Annotated in this window: 24 protein-coding genes; 17 read left to right on the top strand and 7 right to left on the bottom strand. The window is 68.3% G+C overall.

What is annotated here, in order from left to right:
• The first annotated feature begins 51 nt into the window (after positions 1-51).
• The 12 genes from GGR33_RS01825 to GGR33_RS01770 all read left to right on the top strand — a co-directional run bounded on the left by GGR33_RS01825 (position 52) and on the right by GGR33_RS01770 (position 10,467).
• Positions 52-753 carry a pentapeptide repeat-containing protein gene (locus GGR33_RS01825; protein ID WP_183501664.1) on the top strand — a complete coding sequence of 234 codons (702 nt, stop codon included), beginning with the start codon at positions 52-54 and terminating at the stop codon, positions 751-753.
• Positions 750-1,178 carry a hypothetical protein gene (locus GGR33_RS01820; RefSeq protein ID WP_183501663.1) on the top strand — a complete coding sequence of 143 codons (429 nt, stop codon included), beginning with the start codon at positions 750-752 and terminating at the stop codon, positions 1,176-1,178. The genes GGR33_RS01825 and GGR33_RS01820 overlap by 4 nt, the downstream gene beginning before the upstream one ends.
• Positions 1,179-1,219: 41 nt before the next feature.
• Positions 1,220-1,669 (top strand): cytochrome c-550 PedF, encoded by a 450-nt coding sequence (pedF, locus tag GGR33_RS01815; RefSeq protein WP_183501662.1) that lies wholly within the window; start codon positions 1,220-1,222, stop codon positions 1,667-1,669.
• Positions 1,666-2,016 carry a hypothetical protein gene (locus GGR33_RS01810; protein WP_183501661.1) on the top strand — a complete coding sequence of 117 codons (351 nt, stop codon included), beginning with the start codon at positions 1,666-1,668 and terminating at the stop codon, positions 2,014-2,016. Before pedF ends, GGR33_RS01810 begins: the two co-directional genes overlap by 4 nt.
• Positions 2,017-2,041: 25 nt before the next feature.
• Complete coding sequence (locus tag GGR33_RS01805; RefSeq protein ID WP_183501660.1) at positions 2,042-2,590, top strand: cytochrome b; 549 nt, start codon at positions 2,042-2,044, stop codon at positions 2,588-2,590.
• 3 nt (positions 2,591-2,593) lie between these two features.
• A complete protein-coding gene (locus GGR33_RS01800) occupies positions 2,594-3,166 on the top strand; it encodes a rhodanese-like domain-containing protein (RefSeq protein WP_183501659.1) in 573 nt (190 codons plus the stop codon).
• Positions 3,167-3,387: 221 nt separating this feature from the next.
• Positions 3,388-4,176 carry a quinoprotein dehydrogenase-associated SoxYZ-like carrier gene (locus GGR33_RS01795; protein ID WP_183501658.1) on the top strand — a complete coding sequence of 263 codons (789 nt, stop codon included), beginning with the start codon at positions 3,388-3,390 and terminating at the stop codon, positions 4,174-4,176.
• 23 nt (positions 4,177-4,199) lie between these two features.
• Complete coding sequence (locus tag GGR33_RS01790; protein ID WP_246412718.1) at positions 4,200-5,162, top strand: quinoprotein relay system zinc metallohydrolase 1; 963 nt, start codon at positions 4,200-4,202, stop codon at positions 5,160-5,162.
• 98 nt (positions 5,163-5,260) lie between these two features.
• Positions 5,261-5,734, top strand: coding sequence for a formate dehydrogenase subunit gamma (locus GGR33_RS01785; protein WP_183501656.1), 474 nt, complete (start codon positions 5,261-5,263; stop codon positions 5,732-5,734).
• Positions 5,731-7,296, top strand: coding sequence for a formate dehydrogenase beta subunit (locus tag GGR33_RS01780; RefSeq protein WP_183501655.1), 1,566 nt, complete (start codon positions 5,731-5,733; stop codon positions 7,294-7,296). Before GGR33_RS01785 ends, GGR33_RS01780 begins: the two co-directional genes overlap by 4 nt.
• A 10-nt stretch (positions 7,297-7,306) precedes the next feature.
• Positions 7,307-10,162: a formate dehydrogenase subunit alpha gene (gene fdhF, locus GGR33_RS01775; protein ID WP_183501654.1), complete on the top strand. Its 2,856-nt coding sequence runs from the start codon at positions 7,307-7,309 to the stop codon at positions 10,160-10,162.
• 47 nt (positions 10,163-10,209) lie between these two features.
• Entirely contained in the window at positions 10,210-10,467 is a 258-nt protein-coding gene (locus GGR33_RS01770; RefSeq protein ID WP_425488727.1) for a formate dehydrogenase subunit delta, read from the top strand.
• A gap of 18 nt (positions 10,468-10,485) precedes the next feature.
• Here GGR33_RS01770 and GGR33_RS01765 read toward each other — a convergent pair whose 3' ends face one another.
• A complete protein-coding gene (locus GGR33_RS01765; protein WP_183501652.1) occupies positions 10,486-10,659 on the bottom strand; it encodes a hypothetical protein in 174 nt (57 codons plus the stop codon).
• A gap of 249 nt (positions 10,660-10,908) precedes the next feature.
• Here GGR33_RS01765 and GGR33_RS01760 point away from each other — a divergent pair, with 249 nt between their 5' ends.
• The 4 genes from GGR33_RS01760 (at position 10,909) to GGR33_RS01745 (ending at position 14,521) form a co-directional block, all read left to right on the top strand.
• Positions 10,909-11,124: a hypothetical protein gene (locus GGR33_RS01760; RefSeq protein WP_246412716.1), complete on the top strand. Its 216-nt coding sequence runs from the start codon at positions 10,909-10,911 to the stop codon at positions 11,122-11,124.
• Positions 11,125-11,328: 204 nt separating this feature from the next.
• Entirely contained in the window at positions 11,329-12,846 is a 1,518-nt protein-coding gene (locus tag GGR33_RS01755; protein ID WP_183501651.1) for a sensor domain-containing diguanylate cyclase, read from the top strand.
• A gap of 112 nt (positions 12,847-12,958) precedes the next feature.
• Positions 12,959-13,894 carry a LysR family transcriptional regulator gene (locus GGR33_RS01750; protein WP_183501650.1) on the top strand — a complete coding sequence of 312 codons (936 nt, stop codon included), beginning with the start codon at positions 12,959-12,961 and terminating at the stop codon, positions 13,892-13,894.
• A 90-nt stretch (positions 13,895-13,984) separates the two neighbouring features.
• Entirely contained in the window at positions 13,985-14,521 is a 537-nt protein-coding gene (locus GGR33_RS01745; protein WP_183501649.1) for a ComEA family DNA-binding protein, read from the top strand.
• An 11-nt stretch (positions 14,522-14,532) separates the two neighbouring features.
• On the opposite strand, the gene GGR33_RS01740 is transcribed toward GGR33_RS01745, so the two are convergent.
• Entirely contained in the window at positions 14,533-14,910 is a 378-nt protein-coding gene (locus GGR33_RS01740; protein WP_183501648.1) for a hypothetical protein, read from the bottom strand.
• A 501-nt stretch (positions 14,911-15,411) separates the two neighbouring features.
• Between GGR33_RS01740 and GGR33_RS01735 the strand changes: the two genes are divergently transcribed.
• Positions 15,412-15,669: a hypothetical protein gene (locus tag GGR33_RS01735; RefSeq protein WP_183501647.1), complete on the top strand. Its 258-nt coding sequence runs from the start codon at positions 15,412-15,414 to the stop codon at positions 15,667-15,669.
• A gap of 12 nt (positions 15,670-15,681) precedes the next feature.
• Here GGR33_RS01735 and GGR33_RS01730 read toward each other — a convergent pair whose 3' ends face one another.
• The 5 genes from GGR33_RS01730 to GGR33_RS01710 form a co-directional block, all read right to left on the bottom strand.
• A complete protein-coding gene (locus tag GGR33_RS01730) occupies positions 15,682-15,969 on the bottom strand; it encodes a hypothetical protein (RefSeq protein ID WP_183501646.1) in 288 nt (95 codons plus the stop codon).
• Between the two features lie 183 nt (positions 15,970-16,152).
• Positions 16,153-16,350: a hypothetical protein gene (locus GGR33_RS01725; protein WP_183501645.1), complete on the bottom strand. Its 198-nt coding sequence runs from the start codon at positions 16,348-16,350 to the stop codon at positions 16,153-16,155.
• Positions 16,351-16,829: 479 nt separating this feature from the next.
• Entirely contained in the window at positions 16,830-17,603 is a 774-nt protein-coding gene (locus GGR33_RS01720) for a class I SAM-dependent methyltransferase (RefSeq protein ID WP_183501644.1), read from the bottom strand.
• A 10-nt stretch (positions 17,604-17,613) separates the two neighbouring features.
• Positions 17,614-18,849 carry an MFS transporter gene (locus GGR33_RS01715; protein WP_183501643.1) on the bottom strand — a complete coding sequence of 412 codons (1,236 nt, stop codon included), beginning with the start codon at positions 18,847-18,849 and terminating at the stop codon, positions 17,614-17,616.
• A 182-nt stretch (positions 18,850-19,031) separates the two neighbouring features.
• On the bottom strand, positions 19,032-21,206 hold the full coding sequence (locus tag GGR33_RS01710) for an OmpA family protein (RefSeq protein WP_183501642.1): 2,175 nt from the start codon (positions 21,204-21,206) through the stop codon (positions 19,032-19,034).
• Positions 21,207-21,364: the final 158 nt, after the last annotated feature.

Raw genomic sequence — 21,364 nt, 5'->3', positions numbered from 1 at the left:
TCGAACGGGTCCGGACCCTTGTCTTTCGCGTCACCATTCAGGAGCTGACCCATGTCGGCCCGTCGCCGCACCTCATCCCGCGCGTTTCTGATCGCCAGCCTCTGCCTCGCCATCGCCGCCCCGTTTCCGGCCGTCGCGCAGAACGTCATCAACAACAAGGAAGAACGGCCCGATCCCTGGGTGATCAACGGCTGCACCATCGGCCCGAAGGCGAAGTGCCCAGGCGCCGATCTCCGCCACGCGGACCTCAAGAATGCCGATCTCGGTGGGGCAGACCTCACCGGCGCCAACCTCGCCCGGGCCGACCTGCGCGGCGCGAACCTGAGGGGCAGCCGCCTCGACGGGGCGAATCTCGGCGGCGCCCAGCTCCAGATCGCCTTCATGCAGGGCGTGAAGGCGACGAACGCCTCTTTCGTCGGCGCGAATTTCGATCATGCCCGCATCGCCGGAGGCGACTTCAGCGGCTCGGACTTCACGGTCGCGGACCTGGAGATGGTCCAGGCCAAGCGCGCCCAGTTCGTCGGTGCCAAGTTTGTCAACACGGACATGCAGGAAGCCAAGTTCTACGAGGCGAACCTGAAAGGTGCCGTGATGGACGGCGCCAAGATCCGGTTCGCGATCTTCCAGGATGCCTGGATGCCGGATTGCAAGGGCTGCCCGGTCCACTGGCAGAGCGATAAGCCGGTCTGGGAACTCTACCCGGAGGCGCCCGCGCCGCAGCACGACGAGAGCGACGAGAAGGCAGCCCAGTGAGGGGAACCGTCACGGTTTCGCTGCTGGGTCTCGTCACCGTGTTAGCCGGCCCTGCATTCGCCACCGATCCCGGGGCCGACAACACCATCCGGCACGGCTTCGCCAAATGCCGGGCGCTCGAAGACGAGCACGAGCGGCTGCGCTGTTACGACAAGCTCACCAACCTGCTCTCGCCGCCGCGCTGGCAGGGGCGCTTGACGGCCCAGACCGAGAACTTCGAGGTCACCGCGCCCACCGTGCTTCGCTACGAGAGCGATGGGCCGATCTTCGTCATGTACCTCAAGGATGGACGAGGCGGCATCGTCCAGAACCTTCACATCGGGGGCGGCGGCACCTCGACCTACGTCATCGAGAAGCCCGGCACCTATTCGCTCCAGGTCAGCGGCTCCGAATCCTGGCGCATCTGGCTCGACCCGATGAGCTGACCATCCCGACGATCTTCCCAACAAGAAGAAGGGTAGCGACCATGTCCAAACTTCTGAAGGTGCTTCTCATCGGCGCACCGCTGCTGATGGCGGCCCCGGCCCTCGTCCACGCCCATGGCGACGGCGCCCCCTCGCCGATCGACACGACGGGTCTCGAGTCTCTCGGCGACACCGACCGCGAGAAGAACCCCTACGAGGGCAATCCGAAGGCGATCGAGATCGGCGCCTCGGGCTACAACAAGAACTGCGCTCGCTGCCATGGCCTCGATGCCAAGTCCGGCGGCATGGCGCCCGACCTGCGCGAGCTCGAGAAGAGCGAGGCGACCGACACCTACTTCCTGACCCGCGTCCGCGGCGGCGCCCAGCGCGACGGCCGCTACCGGATGCCTCCCTTCGGCGAGATCCTGAGCCAGGAAGCCATCTGGGCGATCCGCACCTACATCGAAAGCGAGGCCCAGAAGGATCCCGCCCTGGCGGCGAAGGTCAATTGAGCGGCGGCCCCTTCGATCGCACGCTTCCGGTGATCGCGGGCCTTCTGCTCGCGGTCACGTGGCCGATCACCGCGCGGGCCACCGTCAAGGAGTACCAGATCCGGCGGATGCTCCTGCTGAAGACCGAATGCGGGACCAGCGGGCTCGAGATCTCGGAGAAGGACGGGAGGGACCGGTTCTTCGCGACCTGTGAGAACGTCACGCACTACCCGGACGGCGTCGAGATCCTCTGCCCCGACACCGAGGACGAGCGTGACTGCACCATGGTGACGGAGAAGCGCGAGTTCCGGCACCTCCATCACATGAGACCGGTGGAGCAGGATGAGCATCAGCGCGAGCGGCCCTGACATCGCCGAGCCGAGGAACGGGGGGATGCGCCTGAGCGCGCCGACACTCCTGCTGCACTGGCTGGTCGGGCTCGGCGTACTCGGCCTCCTCGGCTACGGCTTCTGGCTTCAGACGCTGCCGTCCGGTGCCGGGAAGGCGCCCTACGTCCAGATCCACAAATCCTTCGGAATGCTGGTCTTCGCGCTGGCGCTGGCGCGCGTTGCCTGGCGCTGGCGCGAAGGCTTTCCCGAGCCCGCCGGACCGCATCGCCGCTGGGAGCGCCGCAGCGCGATCACGCTCCACGCCTGCCTGATCGCGGCGACGCTGCTGATGCCGATCTCCGGCATCCTGCGCTCCCTCGCCTATGCGCGGCCGGTCACCGTCTTCGGGCTCCCCGTCATCCCCAAGCTCTTCGAGACCAAGCAGGAGCTGCTTTACGCGGCGAGTTCCACCATTCATGACAAGATGGCCTTCGTGCTCGCCGGCGCGATCGCCCTTCACGTCGCCGCGGCCCTGCTGCATCAAACCCGCGCGGGTGACGCCACACTCGGGCGGATGCTCGGCGGACGAGGCCCGACCCAGACGCCGGGGTAGTTGATGAGATCGCGCCTGCTCGCCGCCGCCATCGGCATCGCCTGCCTCACATTGCTCGGGGCCGGAACGGAGTTGAGCGCCTTCGACAACGACGAGACTACCGGCTACCGGATGCAGAACTACCGCTCGCCGGTGAATCTGCCCGTGCAGGGTGGCAAGCGGGTCGAGACTCCGGAGGTCGACGCGCTCACGAAAAAGGGCGCGATCCTCGTCGACGTGATGCCCCAGCGCGGCGGCTACGATCCGGCCACCGGCGGATGGCGCATGGTCGACAAGCACGAGACCCTTCCCGGCGCGACCTGGCTTCCCAATACCGGCACAGGCCAAGTCGAACCGCGGCTCGCCGCCTATTTCAGCGATGCATTGAGCCGGCTCACGAAAGGCAACAAGGCGCAACCACTGATCATCTTCTGCAAGGCCGATTGCTGGATGTCCTGGAACGCGGTGAAGCGGGCCTCGGAACTCGGCTACAGCCGCGTCTACTGGTACGCCGATGGCAGCGACGGCTGGAACGACGCCGACCGAGCCCTGATCGAAGCCACGCCGACGCCGGTCCCGGCGCTGGCGGGCCATTGAGGCCGGCTCGCATGAGGACGCAAACCGGAAGTAAAATTCCTTGCCGGCACCGGCTCGCACGTCTACCGATCAGTTGGTAGAGACGATGCGCGACTGCACCATCATCGACCAATGGGTTGGATGACGCGCAACGGTTGTCGCAGCATGATGCAGGTTGGCCGGGCCAAGACGCGCGATGACGGGCGCCCGACCGAGAAGAGAATGGACGAGGTGACGCCGCCATGATGGTCCCATTCCGGAAATCGCCCTCCCCGGCCACGGCCGTGGCGGCGGAGACCACGACGCGCGACCCCCTCGATTCGCCGATGTGGAACGATCTCTCCAAGCGCTACCTCTCCGGGCGCACGGTGGTGTTCGACGATCGCGTGCAGGTAATCCTGCCGCCGGTCACCGAGAACCAGACCCAGGTTCCGATCACCATCGATGCCCGCGCTCTCGGCCAGGTCGACGAGATCCTGGTCATCGTCGACCTGCATCCCTTCCCGCAGCCCCTGCGCATGGAGCCGATCGCGGCACAGCCCTTTGTGGTCTATCGCCAGAAGATCGAGCAGGGCACGCCGGTCCGAGCCGCCGCGCGCCAGGGCGACACCTGGTATGTCGGCGGCCGCTATCTCGATGCGGCCGGCGGCGGCTGCTCGGTGCCGCCGGCGGTCATCGCCAAGATCGATTGGGAGCATGTCGGCGAGATCCGCGCACGCGCCTGGCGCGAGGCGGATGGCGGTGCCCGCGTGCGGATGCGCCTGCTCCACCCGATGGATAACGGCATGATCGCCAACATCCCGGCTTTCTTCATCGAGACCCTGAACGTGACCGATGCCAGCGGCGCGCCGCTGGCCAAGCTGCAGCTCAGCGAGGCGATCGCGGCCAACCCGACCCTGACGCTGCTTCCCGAGATCCCGAAGGACGGCCAGGTCCTGAAGGTCGCGGCGCGCGACAACAACGGCGGTGACTTCAAGGCCACCGTCCCGATTCCGGCCGCGGCTCCACGCATGCGGGAGGGCCGGCTATGACCTCGACGACAGCAGGATCGCTCATGTCCGGCATCAATCGCCGCGAATGGCTCGCCCTCGGCCTCGCCGCGGCGACGCTGCCCGTGATTCCGGGGGCGGCCGAGGCGGCCGTGCTCAAATACGCCCTGAACCCGGTCGTGATCGCGCCCGGCGTCTGGACGATCTACGGCCTGCCCGAGCCGATCACCGCCAAGAATGGCGGCGCCATCGCCAACATCACCATCTTCGACACGAGCGAGGGCACGGTGCTGATCGATGCCGGCCCCTCGCACCGCTACGGCGAGGCGCTGAAGGCCAAGGCGGTCGAACTCACCGGCAAGCCGGTCGTGCGCGTCTACCTGACGCATTACCATACCGACCACGTGCTCGGCGCCACCGCCTTCGACAGCGGCACCGTGTCGGCGGGCAAGACGCTCACCGCCGACCTCAAGACGATCGGCAACGACCTCACCAACGCGATGTACCGGGTCGCCGGCGACTGGATGCGCGGGACCGACGTCCCCCAGCCCGGCCGCGAGGTGAGCGAGGGCGTCGAGGCGGTAGGAAATCGCAGCTTCCGGCTGATGCCGCTCGCCGGCCATACCAGCGAGGACCTCTGCCTCTATGAAGAGAGCACAGGGCTGCTCTTCCCTGGGGACTTGGTCTTCCTCGATCGCGCCGCGACCACGCCTGATGCCAAGATCGACACCTGGCGCAGCTCCTTGGAGCGGCTGAAGGGGATCGGCCACAAGCTGCTCGTACCGGGGCACGGCCCTGTGGAGCCGGGCGCGCGCGGCATCGAGCAGACCCAGCGCTGGCTCGACACCATCGAGGCGCAGATCGGCGACGGCTTCGAGCGCGGCCTCGACATCACCGAGCTGATGGCCGTGCCGCTGCCGGACTGGACCAACGGCATCGCGGTGGCGAAATACGAATATGCCCGCTCGGTCATGCACCTCATGCCGGGCCTGGAAGCCACCCGCCTCCCGCAGACCGACCGTGCTTGACAGGATTCCTTTGTCGAATGACGGGTCCGCTTGATTGAATTATATCGCCTTTCCTGTTCAATTGGCTTTTAGAACAAGACCAATTTGGGTTGGAAAGCATGGCAAGTCCCGAGCCTTGGAGCGCTGACCGCGCCGCTGGGATCGTCGCCGAGCACAAGCATCTCGAAGGTGCGACGCTCCCGATCCTGCACGCTCTGCAGGAAGAGTTCGGTTACGTCGACGAGGCGGCTGTGCCGCTGATCGCCGATGCGCTGAACCTGTCGAAGGCCGAGGTCTTCGGCTGCATCACCTTCTATCACGACTTCCGCAAGGCGCCGGCCGGCCGTCACCAGGTGAAGCTGTGCCGCGCCGAAGCCTGCCAGGCGATGGGCTCGGACAAGCTGCATGGCGAAATCCTGCAACGTCTGGGTGTCGACTGGCATGGCACCACCTCTGACGGCGACGTCACCGTGGAGCCGGTCTACTGCCTTGGCCTCTGCGCCAACGGCCCCGCCGCGATGATCGGCGAGGAGCCCCTCGCGCGTCTCACCGCCGACGGCCTCGAAGCCGCGCTGAAGGAGTCGCGGGCATGAGCATCAAGATCTACGTTCCGCAGGACGCCGTCGCGCTGGGTCTCGGCGCCAACCGTGTCGCTCGCGCGATCTTCAACGGCGCCGAGCAGCGCGGTCTCGACGTCGAGATCGTCCGCACCGGCACCCGCGGCCTGCTCTGGCTGGAGCCGATGGTCGAGGTGGCCACGGCCGAGGGACGCATCGCCTACGGCCCGGTGACCCCGGCCGACGTCGAGGGTCTGCTCAATGCCGGCCTGCATGAGGGTGGCGAGCATGCGCTGCGCCTCGGCAAGCCGGAAGAAATCCCCTTCCTCAAGCGTCAACACCGTATCACTTTCCACCGCTGCGGCGTGGTCGATCCGGTCTCGGTCGAGGATTACCGCGCCCATGGCGGCTATCGCGGTCTCGAAGCCGCACTGAAGATGGACGCCAAGGACGTCGTCGCCCAGGTGAAGGATTCGGGCCTCCGCGGTCGCGGTGGCGCGGGCTTCCCGGCCGGCATCAAGTGGAACACGGTGATGCTCGCCGAGGACGAGCGGAAATACGTGGTCTGCAACGCGGACGAAGGCGATTCCGGCACCTTCGCAGACCGGATCATGATGGAGGGCGACCCCTTCAACCTGATCGAGGGCATGACCATCGCTGCGGTCGCGGTTGGCGCCACCCGCGGCTACATCTATTGCCGCTCCGAGTACCCGCAGGCCTTCCGCACGATGCGCGATGCCATCGCCAACGGCGTCAAGGCGGGCACGCTCGGCGAGAACATCATGGGCTCGGGCAAGACCTTCCATCTGGAGGTCCGCCTCGGCGCAGGCGCTTATATCTGCGGCGAGGAGACCTCGCTACTGGAGAGCCTCGAGGGCCGTCGCGGCATCGTACGCGCCAAGCCGCCGATCCCGGCACTCAAGGGCTTCCTGGGCAAGCCGACGCTCGTCAACAACGTCATGACCTTCACGGCCGTGCCGTGGATCCTGGAGCACGGCGCCAAGGCCTATGCCGAATACGGCATGGGTCGCTCGCTCGGCACACTGCCGATCCAGCTCGCCGGCAACATCAAGCAGGGCGGCCTGATCGAGTATGCCTTCGGCATCACCATCCGCGAGGTGATCGAGGATTTCGGCGCCGGCACGCTGTCGGGACGACCGGTGCGCGCGGTTCAGGTCGGCGGCCCTCTCGGCGCCTACTTCCCCGACAGCCTGCTCGATACGCCGCTGGACTACGAGAAGATGGCGGCGGCCAAGGGTCTCGTCGGCCATGGCGGCATCGTGGTCTTCGACGACACCGTCGACATGGCCAAGCAAGCCCGCTTCGCTTTCGAGTTCTGCGCCGCCGAATCCTGCGGCAAGTGCACCCCTTGCCGCATCGGTGCGACGCGCGGTGTCGAGACCATGGACAAGGTCATCCGCGGCGAGCGCGCCGAGGCCCATGTCGAGCTGGTCAAGGATCTCTGCGAGATCATGACCGATGGATCGCTCTGCGCCATGGGGGGTTTGACTCCCATGCCGGTGATGAGCGCGATCAACTTTTTCCCCGAAGATTTCACGGGCCCGGGACAGCAGTCCTTCCCCGTGGCCGCCGAGTGAGGAACACACGATGACCCTCATCAAGGAAATCGACTACGGCACGCCGATCCGCGTCAGCGAGAAGACGGTGACGCTCACCATCGACGGCGAGCAGGTCTCCGTCCCCGCCGGCACCTCGGTGATGGCCGCTGCGATGCAGATGGGCACCAAGATCCCGAAGCTCTGTGCGACCGACTCGCTGGAGCCCTTCGGTTCGTGCCGCATGTGCCTCGTCGAGATCGAGGGCCGCCGCGGCACCCCGGCCTCCTGCACGACGCCGGCCGAAGAAGGCATGGTCGTCCATACGCAGACGCCGAAGGTGGCACGCCTTCGCAAGGGCGTGATGGAGCTCTACATCTCCGATCACCCGCTCGACTGCCTGACCTGCGCCGCCAACGGCGATTGCGAGTTGCAGGACACGGCCGGGCAGGTGGGCCTGCGCAACGTCCGCTACGGCTACGATGGCGACAACCACGTCAAGCCGACCTCCGAGCGCTACCTGCCGAAGGACGAGTCGAACGCCTACTTCACCTACGACCCGTCGAAGTGCATCGTCTGCAACCGCTGCGTCCGCGCCTGTGAGGAGGTGCAGGGCACCTTCGCGCTGACCATCGAGGGCCGCGGCTTCGACAGCCGCGTCGCCGCCGGTCCGACGAACTTCATGCAGTCCGAGTGCGTGTCCTGCGGCGCCTGCGTGCAGGCCTGCCCGACCGCGACTCTGCAGGAAAAGTCGATCCACGAATTCGGCCAGCCCGACCACTCGGCCGTGACGACCTGCGCCTATTGCGGTGTCGGCTGCGCCTTCAAGGCCGAGATGCAGGGCGACCAGATCGTCCGCATGGTGCCCTACAAGGACGGCAAGGCGAACGAGGGCCATAGCTGCATCAAGGGCCGCTTCGCCTACGGCTACGCCACCCACAAGGACCGCATTACCAAGCCGATGATCCGCGAAAAGATCACGGATCCCTGGCAGGAGGTGAGCTGGGAGGTGGCGATCAACCACGCCGCGTCCGAGTTCAAGCGCATCCAGGCCAAGTATGGCCGCGACTCGGTCGGTGGCATCACCTCGTCGCGCTGCACGAACGAGGAAGCCTACCTCGTCCAGAAGCTCGTCCGCGCCGCCTTCGGCAACAACAACGTCGATACCTGCGCCCGCGTCTGCCACTCCCCGACCGGCTACGGCTTGATGTCGACGCTCGGCACCTCGGCCGGCACGCAGGACTTCAAGTCGGTCGAGTACGCCGACGTCATCCTCGTCATCGGCGCCAACCCGACGGACGGCCACCCGGTCTTCGGCTCACGCATGAAGAAGCGCCTGCGCGCTGGTGCCCGCCTCATCGTCGCCGATCCGCGCAAGATCGACCTCGTGAAGTCGCCCCACATCAAGGCCGACTACCACCTGCCGCTGAAGCCGGGCTCCAACGTCGCCTTCATCAACGCCTTCGCCCACACCATCGTCACCGAGGGTCTGGTCGATGAGGCTTATGTCCGCGAGCGCTGCGACCTCGCCGAGTTCGAGTCCTGGGCTCGCTTCATCGCCGACGAGCGCCACTCGCCGGAGGCATCCGAGCAGTACACGGGCGTCAACGCGGCGGATCTGCGTGCTGCAGCCCGCCTCTACGCCACCGGCGGCAATGCCGGCATCTTCTACGGCCTGGGCGTGACCGAGCACAGCCAGGGTTCGACCATGGTGATGGGCATGGCCAACATCGCCATGGCCACCGGCAACATCGGCAAGGAAGGCGCCGGCGTGAACCCGCTGCGCGGCCAGAACAACGTGCAGGGCTCCTGCGACATGGGCTCGTTCCCGCACGAGCTCACCGGCTACCGCCACGTCTCGGACGACGCCACCCGCGAGACCTTCGAGGCTCTCTGGGGCGCCAAGCTCTCGAACGAGCCGGGCCTGCGCATCACCAACATGCTGGACGAGGCCGTCGATGGCTCATTCAAGGGCATGTACATTCAGGGCGAGGACATCGCGCAGTCCGATCCCGACACCCATCACGTGACCTCCGGCCTCAAGGCCATGGAGTGCATCGTGATCCAGGACATCTTCCTGAACGAGACCGCGAAATACGCCCACGTCTTCCTGCCGGGCGCGTCGTTCCTCGAGAAGGACGGCACCTTCACCAATGCCGAGCGCCGCATCAGCCGCGTCCGCAAGGTGATGTCGCCGCTCGGCGGCTACGGCGACTGGGAGGGCACCATCCTGCTCGCCAAGGCGCTCGGCTACGAGATGCACTACGACCACCCGAGCGAGATCATGGACGAGATCGCCCGGCTGACCCCGACGTTCACTGGCGTCTCCTATGCCAAGCTCGACGAGCTCGGCTCGATCCAGTGGCCGTGCAACGAGAAGGCGCCGAACGGCACCCCGATGATGCACGTCGACCGGTTCGTGCGCGGCAAGGGTCGCTTCATGATCACGGAATACGTCGCCACCGACGAGCGGACCGGCGCCAAGTTCCCGCTGATCCTCACCACCGGCCGCATCCTGTCGCAGTACAATGTCGGCGCGCAGACCCGCCGCACGGAGAACTCGCGCTGGCATGAGGAGGACGTGCTGGAGATCCACCCGTTCGACGCCGAGCTGCGCGGCATCGTCAACGACGATCTCGTCGCCCTGGAGAGCCGTTCCGGCGACATCGCCCTCAAGGCGAGGATCACCGAGCGGATGCAGCCGGGTGTGGTCTACACCACCTTCCACCACGCCAAGACCGGCGCCAACGTCATCACCACGGACTATTCGGATTGGGCGACCAACTGCCCTGAATACAAGGTGACGGCAGTGCAGGTGCGGCGGACCAATCGTCCGTCGGATTGGCAGGCGAAGTTCTACGAGGAGGACTTCTCCCTGACCCGTATCGCCCAGGCAGCGGCAGAGTAAGCGTAAGAAAAATGGGCGCAGCGACCAATCAAGACCGGCTCGTCCGGATGGCCAACCAGATCGCCGCGTTCTTCCGGACCTATCCGGAAGACGAGGCGGTCGCGGGCATCCACAAGCACCTCGTGTCCTTCTGGGCGCCGAAGATGATCCGTGATCTCACGGCCCACATCCCGGTGGCTGGGGACAAACTCGACGCCTATGTCGTCAAGGCATTGGACGGCGAGCGGCCTGCCGGCGAGAGCCCGGTCCGGCCGGCGACGCACGATCCGCAGCTCGCAGGACTGGGCGCCAGCGACGCAGGCTGAAGCCAGAAAGCAGCGCGGCTATCGAAGATAGCCGGCGGCGATCAGCTCGCGTTCCAGATCGGAACAGAGCCCGGCGAGTGGGTCGTCCCGGCAGGGGCTCGTCTCGGAGGGTTCACCCTCGTCGAGGGCGGTGACGATGCGCACCACGACCACTTCGCGGCGGATGAACACGGACAGCAGCCTGTACAGCATCGGCGCCTCCCAAGCTTATCCTTAACGCAGCTTGACCATTCGCGTTCCGAGCCCGACCACGCCTTCGTGTGCTTCCGGATCCGCGGCGTTCTCTGCTAGGCGTTGCCACTCTTCCAGCAGAGGGATGGCCGGATGGCTCGTTGCGCGACGATGCTTTTGGCGGCGCTACTCGCGGCCGCGGCTTGTCGAAGTCAGGCCGCCCCGGCCGTGGAGCCCGCCTCGCCTCCATCGAAAAAGGCCGACCTCCCGATGGAGGTCGCGTCGTATGTCGAGCGCCGCAGAGGCTGCAATCACTGGGAGGGCGAGGACGCCTACGACGCCCCACGCGGCCGCGACATCGCCACAGCGATCAAGACGCTGGGCTGCGAGCGGCTCCACGCCGAGGAACGGTGTCTCAGAAAGCTCTACCAGGCCAAGCCGGAGATCCGCAAAGCCATCGACGACCCGAAGAACGAGGACGGCTGAGGAGGCCAGCCCTCACCGGTGAGAGCGCGCGACGGCATCGGATCGCCGAGTCAGCCGACGATCGCGACGATCCGCGCGGCTCGGGAAACCCGGTGTTAGGGATGAACGCGTGAATAGGCCGAGACCAAGCCCGCGCGAGACGCCTCGTAAAAGGTCCACGCGTTAGAAAACGGGCAGCCACCTCGCGCCTGGGAGCGCCCACCGATGGTTCTGCCAGTCCGCATCGCGCAAGCCCTCCGCTCCGCGCGCACCTGGATCGTGCTCGGCATCCTCGCGCCGACCGGCATGCTGGTCCTGTCCGGGCTGATGCTGCTCGACATGCGCAGGGACGCCTGGGACAAGGCCGAGCAGACCTCCACGAACCTCCTGCAGGTCATCGCCCGCGACATCGCCCGAAACGTCGAGATCTTCGACCTCTCGCTTCAGGCGGTGGTCGAGAATCTGCGCACACCGGGCATCGACGGGATTGACCCCGCGATGCGCCAGCTGGTGCTGTTCGACCGCGCCGCCACGGCGCGGGACATGGGCGTGCTGCTCGTCATCGACGAGCACGGCGACATCGCGATCGACGCCAGCGCCCTGCCGCCGCGCAAGGCGAACTATGCCGACCGCGACTATTTCCTGGCCCACAAGAACCGGGCCGGCGTCGGGCTCTATATCGGGCAGCCCCTGATCTCGCGGCTGACCGGCCAGCGCATGATCCCGTTCAGCCGCCGCGTCGACAAGCCGGACGGCTCCTTCGGCGGCGTCGTGCTGGGAACGATGAATCTCGCCTACTTTTCCCATCTGTTCGACCAGATCGGGCTGGGACAGGACGGCGCGATCAACCTCTATCTGCGCGACGGCACCCGCATCATGCGGCAGCCCTTCGTCGATGCGGATATCGGCGCGAGCCTAGCCGGCACGCCGATCTTCGCGAAATTCACGAGCCAGCGCTCCGGGACCATCGTGAAGACCTCCGTCCGCGACGGGATCGAGCGCTACTACACCTTCACCCGGATCGCCGACCTGCCGCTGATCCTCAACGTCGCCCTGTCGACGCGCGAGATCGAGGCCGACTGGTGGACCAAGGCCCTGGTGATCGGCGCCGCCGTCCTCACGCTGTGCGGCCTGGCCATTGCGCTGTCGCTGCTGTTCGGCCGCGAGCTCGGGCGCCGGGCCGCGATGCAGGTCGAGCTCGCCCGGCTCTCGCGCACCGATCCGCTGACCGGCCTCGCCAACCGCCGCAGCTTCGAGGATGCCCTCGACGGGGCCGCCAAGGACGCCCGGCGCACGGGGCTGCCCGTCTCGCTGCTCGTGGTCGATGCCGACCATTTCAAACGCTACAACGACCGCTACGGGCATGCCGTCGGCGACGAGGTGCTCAGGGACCTCGCGCGACGCCTCTCCGCCAGCGTGCACCGGCCGAATGACATGGTCTGCCGCGTCGGAGGCGAGGAGTTCGTTCTGCTGCTGCCGGCCACCGACGAAGCCGGAGCGCTCCGCGTCGCGGACGAAGTCCACGACCAGATGAAGGGCCTGACGGTCCCCTCGGCCGGTATCGGCCGCGGCGCCGTCACGGTGAGCATCGGCGTCGCCTCGGGTGTCGACGACCCCGACCTGTTCCGCCGGGCCGACGCCGCCCTCTACGAGGCCAAGGCGACCGGCCGGAACAGAACCTGCAGCGCGCCGGTCCCCCCTCCCCGCGCGGAAGGCCGCGCGCTCCGGCTGGTGAGCGCCTGACCGGCACGGCGCGCAGGGCGGCCCCACCCTCCGTTTCCGGCTGTTGAGCCGGTTGGTACATCTGCTACCACCGTGAGGTCCGCCTACGCGGACGTCCCGGCCGGTGGACGCGGTGATCGAGAAGCTGGACTACCTGCTCGCGCTCTCGCGCGAGGAGCATTTCGGGCGCGCGGCGGAAGCCTGCAACATCAGCCAGCAGACGCTCTCGGCCGGCGTGAAGCAGCTGGAAAACCGCTTTGGCGTGCAACTCGTGCGGCGCGGCTCCCGCTTCCAGGGCTTCACGCCCGAGGGCGAGCGTGTGCTGGCCTGGGCCCGCCGCATCGTCGCCGATGCCCGCGCCATGCACGAGGATGTTTCGACGTTGAAGCGGGGCCTCGCCGGGACGCTGCGCATCGCCGCCGTGCCGACCGCGCTGCCGATGGTCGCGGCGCTGACCACGCCCTTCCGCAAGCGCCATCCGGGCGTCCGTTTCTCCATCGAATCCACCACCTCCGCCGACATTTTCCAGCTCCTCGACGGGCTCGAGGCGGATGCCGGACTGACTTATCTCGACAACGAGCCGACCGGCCGGGTCATCACTGTGCCGCTCTACACCGAGCATTACCGGCTGCTCACGGCGGCCGGCGGACCCTACGACGACCGCGACTCGATCACCTGGGCCGAGGCCGGGCGCGTGCCCCTCTGCCTGCTGACGCCGAACATGCAGAACCGGCGGATCATCGACCAGCAGCTCCGCATCGCCGGGACCGAACCGGCGCCGACGCTCGAATCGAACTCGATGATCGTGCTGATGACCCATGTGCGCACCCTGCAATGGGCGAGCATCATGCCGGCGATCCTGGCCGACGCGCTCGGACCGACGGAGGGCGTGCGCTCGATCCCGATCGTCGAGCCGGACCTGACCCACGTCATCGGCCTCGTCGCCCCGCGCCGGGAGCCGGCGACGCCGATGGTGACGGCGCTGGTCGCCATCGCACGCACGATCGCCGGCACGCTCGATCAGATGGGCCCCGGCGACCCGCGCCGGGCCGGCGGCCGGAGAGGCTGACGGGGCGGCGTGGGGGTGGCCTCGGCCGCCCGCATCCCGGATAAGGCCGCCTCCGGGTTTCACGCCAACGAGAGGATTCGAGCGCCGCGCATGAAGGCCTCCACCCTGTTTCTCGGCTTCACCCTCGTCGCCCTCGCCATGGCCGGCGCCGGCCTGTGGCAGGCCTTCGGCCCGCGTGCGCCGAGGCCCGCCGCGCCGTCCTCCGTGGCCGTGGCTCCCGCGCAGCGGCCGAAGCCCCTGCAGCCCAACCTGGCCGAACCGACCGAACCCGGCGTGCGCTCGGTCTATCCCGGCGGACGGCCGACGGCGGCGGCGCGTCCGGCCTCACCGGAGAGCGTCCCCTCGCCCACGGCCCGGCAGACCCCGGCAGCGATCGCCCCGGCCCCGGTCGAGCCGGCGCCTGCCCCCGAACAGCCGGCGGCCCAATCGCCGGCCGAGCAGGCGGCGGGAGACGGGATCGACCTGAATTCGGCACCGATCGAAGCCCTGAACGCCCTCGGCGCCGGCATGATCGGCAAGACCATCGTCGCGAACCGGCCCTACGCCTCGCCGGAGGACCTCGTCACGCGGCGCGTGCTCAAACGGCAGGATTACGAGACCATCAAGCCGCGCGTGGTCGCGCGGTAGGGCGCCGCCCGTCAGTGCAGGGCGAGCGAGGTGCCGGGGACCTCCCCGGCCGGGAGGGGCGAACCGGCGGCGGCCAGCCCGAGGGCGTCGGCGGCACGGTGGATGCGCAGCTCGGCCTCGGCCGAACGCGCCTCCAGGGCCTCGGCGAGGCGGCTGCCGGCATCGACCTGATCCTGCAGCGCGCGGATCGCAGCCTGCGCCTCGGATGCGGCGGCCTCGGCCTGGTCCAGTTCGGTGCGCAAGGCCGCGTTCTCGTCGGACAAGGCGTCGAGCAACACGCTCATCTGTTCTGCCCGCGCCTCGGCGCGCTCCGAGCGCTCGTTCGCGGCCCGGACGCGCTCGACGACCAGCGTGAGCAGCCCGAGCAATTCCTGCATCCTGGCCTTCATCGCCGGTCTCCGGGGCTCATCCTCCTCCATGGCACGAGCCGTGCCGTGCGGCCAAGCTATCGCCGCTTCATGGTCGCGCGGAGTCGTGCCGGGTTGCGCTCGAGCATCGAATGGCTAAGCTTCTCTCACGCACCGGGCCGCCGATTCGATCGGCATGCCTGCGGCGAGACCGCGCCGGAACCGGCGCCGCGCGATCCTGGGGGCCGAGCCCTCGACCAGGCTCGCACTAGGCCTCTCGGCTGACAGCAACCGCACGGTGGGCCGGATGCAACCCGGGGCTGCCGTCACGCATTGACGCTCACCGATCGACAGCCCCTGCGCGGGGTCTGCCGGATCCATGCAGCGAACCCGCTACGCCGAGGTCTTGGACGACCGGGCGGAGTGACGGGACAAGAAGCGCCGAGGCCGGGCGGGTCACGACCCGCTCTCACGACCATACCCGCGTTCCAGACACTGCAAGCCTTCCAGAACCACCGAGACTTCTCGAACCAAGGAGCCGCGATGCCCCTTCATTCCCGACGTCTTCTGTCCAAGGCGGCGCTCGCCATCGAGGGCCGGATCTCGATCAAGCAGAACACCAGCCGCGACTGGCCGCGCGACCATGCCCGCCTGCGGGTCCTCGAGCGCAAGGGGAACCTGCGCTGGGTCGGCACACAGGCCGGCCCTCACCTCGGCGGCACCTTCGCCGTCTGGCAGATCACCGACGAAGGCCGCGATCGCGTGGCCACCTGGGAGCCGGTCGCCATCGAGATCCGCTGACGCGGCTGGGTCTCAGGCCGGCGCCATGGCGGCCGGCGCCTTGGCCGGCGAGGACCGGAACAGGGCCGTGCAGGCCGCGTCGCGGTGCATGCTGAGGATCGAGGCTCGGTCGAGATCCGGGTTCTCGGCGAGCACGCGGCGGACGTCCTCGACGACCTTCTGGTAGCGCACCGGATCGTAATCCTTCTCCAGCGGGCTGACGGCGATGTAGGCCTCGACGACGAGGATGCGTTCGCAGCGCTCGTGGTCGAGTTCGACCGCGACCCAGGCGGACTTGATCAGACGGTTGGCAGCGAGCATGGGCGACCTCCGGGTTGAGCCCACTTCTTTGGCGGGCCGTTTTCAGGAGCATGAACCCTGCCGATGCGGGTGCCAAGACCCGCAAGCCGCCGCGACCGCCGATTTCGCGAATCATCTTTTCGCAACGACGACGGCCCGCCCGCGGGATGCGGAGCGGGCCGTGTGCGGCAATCCAGTACGGGATCAGTGTGTCGGGGTGGACCGTCCCGGGGTGAAGGCGACGACGTTGTCGTTGCTGGTCACCGCGTTGTCCCGAGGGGTGTCTTCCTTCGCCGGAATGCCCTGATTGATCCAGCGAATGACCTTCTCGTCGCTGTGTCGGCCCAGACGGCGGCTGCGCTGGCGCGCGGCCCAAGCCGGTAACGTCTCGCTGTGTCGCATCGGTTTTCCCCCAAGTATGGAAAGGAGAAAGCACGCAGCCTTGGATGTTTCATCACCCATATGGGGGATGCAGGCTCATCCTGGACGTGCATCGGCCCCTCGAAGCGGCCCTTTTTCGATCATTCGCTGCAGAACCGGCGACACGCTGCGCGAGGGACACAATCCCCGAAGGGCGTCGGTGAGGAGCAATGCCGCAGAGGCCGATTTTCGGATCGGTGAACCGTCCGAATTCGGACGCGGCGACGGCCTCGGCGCGGAAATAATTCGGAATCATTGGCGGCGTAGCTTCGAATCACGACGCGTCCCGAGATCCCCCCAGTCGGGTCGCGGAGTGGTCGGCGGACCCGACGAAGCCCCCGGCTTCGCCGGTCCGCCGGCTCCGTTTCGTCAGCCCCACATTGACGCGACGTTTCTGGCCGATCGGACCTGCCTGTATGCGGCGCCGCGGATTCGGAACCGCTTGTCCTGCATGGGAAGCCTCAGCCCGATGCCCCGTCCGGATCGGCCTCGATCGTCAGCGTGTCGAGGGTGAAGGTCCCGTCGTCTTCCAGAGCGAAATAGGTGCGCACCGATTCCGGCGCGCGCTGCTGCAGGCGGCGGATTGCGGCCGTGTCGGCCTCCGGCGTTCCCATCCGGGCGATCCAGGACGCGAAATCGAGGCGCAGGCGGCGCAGGGTCTCGCGGCCCGGCACGAAGCCCGCGCGTGCCAGCATCGCCCGCCACTGGGACGGCGCGTAGTTGTGGCCGTGCGAGGGGTCGCGCAGCAGCTCCCAGCTCTGGAGATGCGTGTCGAGGAGCGGGTTCTCCGGCGCGGCCGTGTCGATCATGACGAGCCGGCCGCGCGGCGAGAGCACGCGGCGCGCTTCGGTCAGCGCAGCGACGAGATCGGTCCAGTGATGGGCGCTGAAGCGGGACACCACGAGGTCGAAGCTCTCGTCGCGGAAGGGCAGGGCCTGCACGGTGCCCTGCTCTGTCCGGATGTTGGAGAGGCCGCGCCGCCCAGCTTCCTCGGACACTGCCGAGAGCATCGCCGGCGACAGGTCGAAGGCGGTGACCGAGCGGACATGCGGCGCGATCGCGTAGGTGGCGTGGCCTCCGCCGCAGCCGAGATCGAGCGCGGCCGCGTCCGGAGAGGCACGCGCCAAGTCGGCGAGCTGGGCCAGATCGTCGCCGGCGGCGTGGGCGGCGCTCGTCACATAATCGGCGGCGCGCGCCTCGAATTGCCCGGTGACGTTGGCCTCGTGCCCTGCCATGGCCCCCTCCTCAGGGTTTCGGGATCTCGGCCGCGATGAGCTCCGGCAGAGGCGCCAATCGCGAGAGCCGGATCGCGATCAGCAGGGCGAGAATGTACAGCCCTCCGAAGAAGCCGGCCACACCGGGCCAGCCGGCATGGGCGAAGAACCAGCCTCCCGTCGTGCCGAGCACCGAGGAGCCGAGATAGTAGAGGCAGAGATAGATCGACGAGGCCTGCGCCCGGTCGACCATGGCGCGACGGCCGATCCAGCTCGAGGCCACGGAATGCGCGCCGAAGAAGCTCACCGTCACCACGACGATGCCGGCGATGATCAGGACGAGATGGGACGACAGGGTGAGCGTGATGCCACCGAGCCCCACCAGGATCGCGAGCCACAGCACCCTGCGCCGTCCGAGCCGGCTGGCGATCTCGCCGGTGATCGCCGAGCTCGCCGTACCGGCAAGATAGACCACGAAGATCGCGCCGATCGCCGTCTGGCTCAGGGAGTAGGGCGGCTCGAGCAGGCGGAAGCCGATGTAGTTGTAGACGCAGACGAACCCGCCCATCAGCAGGAACGACTCGCAGAACAGCCAGGGCAAGCCGGCATCCTGGAAGTGGTGCCCGAAGCTCGCCGGCACCTCGCGCCAGCGCATCCGGTGCGCCTTGAAGTGGCGGGAGGCGGGCAGGGCGAACTGGAACGCGAAGGCCGCCAGCAGCGCCAGCGCGCCGATGACGCCCAACCCGAGCCGCCAGGAGGCATGATCGGCGATGATGCCGGCGATGAGCCGGCCGACCATGCCCCCGAGGGCATTGCCGCCGATCAGGAGGCCCATGGAGAGCCCGATGGCGCGGCCGTGCATCTCCTCGCTGAGATACGCCATGGCGACCGCCGGAAGGCCGCTGGCAGCGATGCCGGTGAGCGCCCGCAGGGCCAGGAAGCCGTGCCAACTCGGCATCATCACCGCTGCGATGGTGAGGAGGGCCGAGAGAAACAGCGAGATCGCCATGACCGGCTTGCGGCCCCAGACCTCGGAGAGCGGGCTGACGACCAGCAGCGAGATCGCGAGCGTCGCGCAGGGCAGGGAGAGCGCGAGGCTGCTTTCGGCCGGCGAGACGGAGAAGGCGTCTGCGAAGACCGGCATCAGCGGCTGCACGCCGTAGAGAACCGCGAAGGTCGAGAAGCCGGCAGCGAAGAGGGCGACGGTGGTGCGGCGGAATTCCGGCGTCCCGGCTTCGATCAACCGGTGCCCCACCTCTCCGTCCATGGTTCTTGAAACCCTTCGTCCGTCGCGCCGTGGGCCAGCGGAATGCCGGACGCCATCATCGGTATAGGCGCTATTTGACCCCTATACCCCTCACGGTCAGGTGAGGACGCACAAGGCCGACCTGTCGCACCCGCATGACGAAAAATCCCGCCCGCATCGGCTGCGGGCGGGATCGGGGTCGTTCAGCGCGGCGGGGGCGGAGGCGGGGAACCGCCCTGTTGGCCCTGGTCGGCCTGCTGCTGCAGCAGCGGCGTGATCCGTCGCACGGTGACGCGGCGGTTCTCGCGGTTGGCCTCCTGCGTGTTCACCTTCAGGTACTGCTCGCCGTAGCCCTGGGTGGTCAGGTTCTCCGGTGGCACCTGGAAGTTCTGCGTCAGGATCGTCGCCACCGATTGCGCGCGACGGTCGGAGAGCGAGAGGTTGTCGATGTCGGCCCCCACCGCATCGGTGTAGCCCTCGATCAGGAAGACTTCCTGCGGATTGGCCTGCACCGCCTGATTGATCGCGTCGGCGATGTTTTTCAGCTGGCGCCCCTGCTCCGGCGTGACCGTGAACGACCCTGAGTCGAACGTGATCGTGTTGATGTCGACGCTCGGCATCCGGGCCCGCAGCTGCGGGCTGTAGCGCACCTGATCGAGGGAGTAGCGCCGGTCGATCGCCGTCACCGGTGGCGCGGTCAGCGCCCCGTAGACGGCGCGCGCATCGGCGCGTTCGTAGTCGACGACATATCGATCGCGCGGGATGCGGATGTCGGGCGGTGGCAGGTCGACCACGTCCTCGTAGATCGGGCGCGGGCCGCGAGCTCCGTAGCCGTTGTTGATGATCATCAGCTCGCGGCCGTCGCGATAGCGGCGATAGCGGCGCACGAGGCGCCCATCGTCGTCCACCACGGTGACGATCTGCTCGCCGCCGGGACGGTCGATGTAGCTGTAGGTCTCGGCGCCGCGCCGCTCGCTGCGATAGGCGCGCCTGTCGAGATCGCGGAAGCGCTCGTTCTCGTCGTGGCGGATGTAGTAGTTGTCGCGGTCGCGCACGATGATGCGGCCCGGCTCGCGGTAATAGTTGCGGCCGTCGACATTGTACTCCTGGCGATCGCGGCGGATCCGGTCGTAGTCGCGGATCTCGTCGTCCTCGCGGCTGTCTCGGAAGCCACCGGGGATGTAGCCGGGAGCGCCCGGCCGGTTGAAGCCGCCGCGTCGGTCGTCGCCGTAGCGGCCGTCACCGCGGCGATCGTTGTCGAAGCCCGGTCCACCACGGCCGTCACGGCCCACTCCGCCCGGCTGTTGCCCGGGTTGGAGCTGGTTCTGGTTCTGCTGGAACTGATTGGGCTGCTGGCCCGGCTGTGTCTGGCCCGGAGGCAATTGGCCCGGCTGCTGATCGCGCCGGAACTGGTTCGGATCCTGGCCCGGCTGCACACCCGGCTGACCTGGTTGAGCAGCGTTCGGCTGCTGGCCCTGCGGCGTGAACGGCCGTCCCGGCACGCCCGGACGCTGGTTCGGGGCGGTGGGCGCTGCACCTGGCGCGACTTCGGGCGACGCGGCGCCTGGTTGGGTTCGGCCCTGCGGTGTCGCGGCATTCGGCTGCGCAGGAGCGTCCGGGCTGGCCGGGCGCTGCGGCTGCGGCGTCGTGGGGGGCGTGGCACCCGGTTGGGTCGGCGCATCCGGAGCGCGGCGCTGGGCGGGCGCAGGAGCCGTCTGAGGCTGGGCCGCCGGTGGCGTGGTCGGACGCGTCGGCGCCGTGCGGGAGGGTTCCTCGCTGGTGGGCGGGGTCGGACGCGTCGGCTGTGTGGGCGCGGCTGGCCGCTCGGGCGCCTGACGCTGGGTCGGCGGCGTGGCGCGTTCGGGCGCCTCACGGGTCGCAGGCGCCTCCTGACGCTCCCGGGCTGCCGGAGCCTGCCTGGGCTCGGGATGCTCGCGCGCGGCCGGCGCTTCGGGCCTCTCGCGCGCTGCGGGGGGCTTCTCGCGCACTGCGGGGGCCTCACGAGGTTCAGGCCGCTCGCGGGCCGCTGGAGCCTCCGGCCGCTCACGGGCTGCCGGAGCCTGCTTCGGCTCGGGGCGCTCACGGGCCGCCGGCGCTTCGGGGCGTTCACGGGCTGCGGGAGCCTGTCTCGGCTCGGGACGCTCGCGCGCCGCCGGCGCGTCGGGCCGTTCACGGGCGGCACCGCCGCCTCGCTCGCCAGCGCCGCCACCGCGCTCCGCTCCACCGCCGCGACCGCCGCGCGGGCCTTCCTCGCCGACCTGCGCCAGCTCCATCCGCGCGGAGGCTCCCTCGCTTGGAGAGCGCGCCTGCACCGGTACGCACAAGAGGAGGGTCGGCAGCATCGTGCCGGTTAGGAGCAGCGAGCGGGTCATCCGCATTCAGTGAGCCTCGTCCATAATCGTCGAAACGCGATCGGCGGGTCCGAACGGCGTCGGGCCGATATGGTTCCGAAAACCGAGGCGTCAAATCGCGGCAGGTCCCGCACCAGCGTGGCTGGGGCGCTGCCGAATCAGGCAAAAACCTGCCGGATCAGTTG

This window comes from Methylobacterium brachythecii, from assembly GCF_014196345.1.
GTDB lineage: Bacteria > Pseudomonadota > Alphaproteobacteria > Rhizobiales > Beijerinckiaceae > Methylobacterium > Methylobacterium brachythecii.
This window is presented reverse-complemented; position numbering and strand designations above follow the sequence as displayed.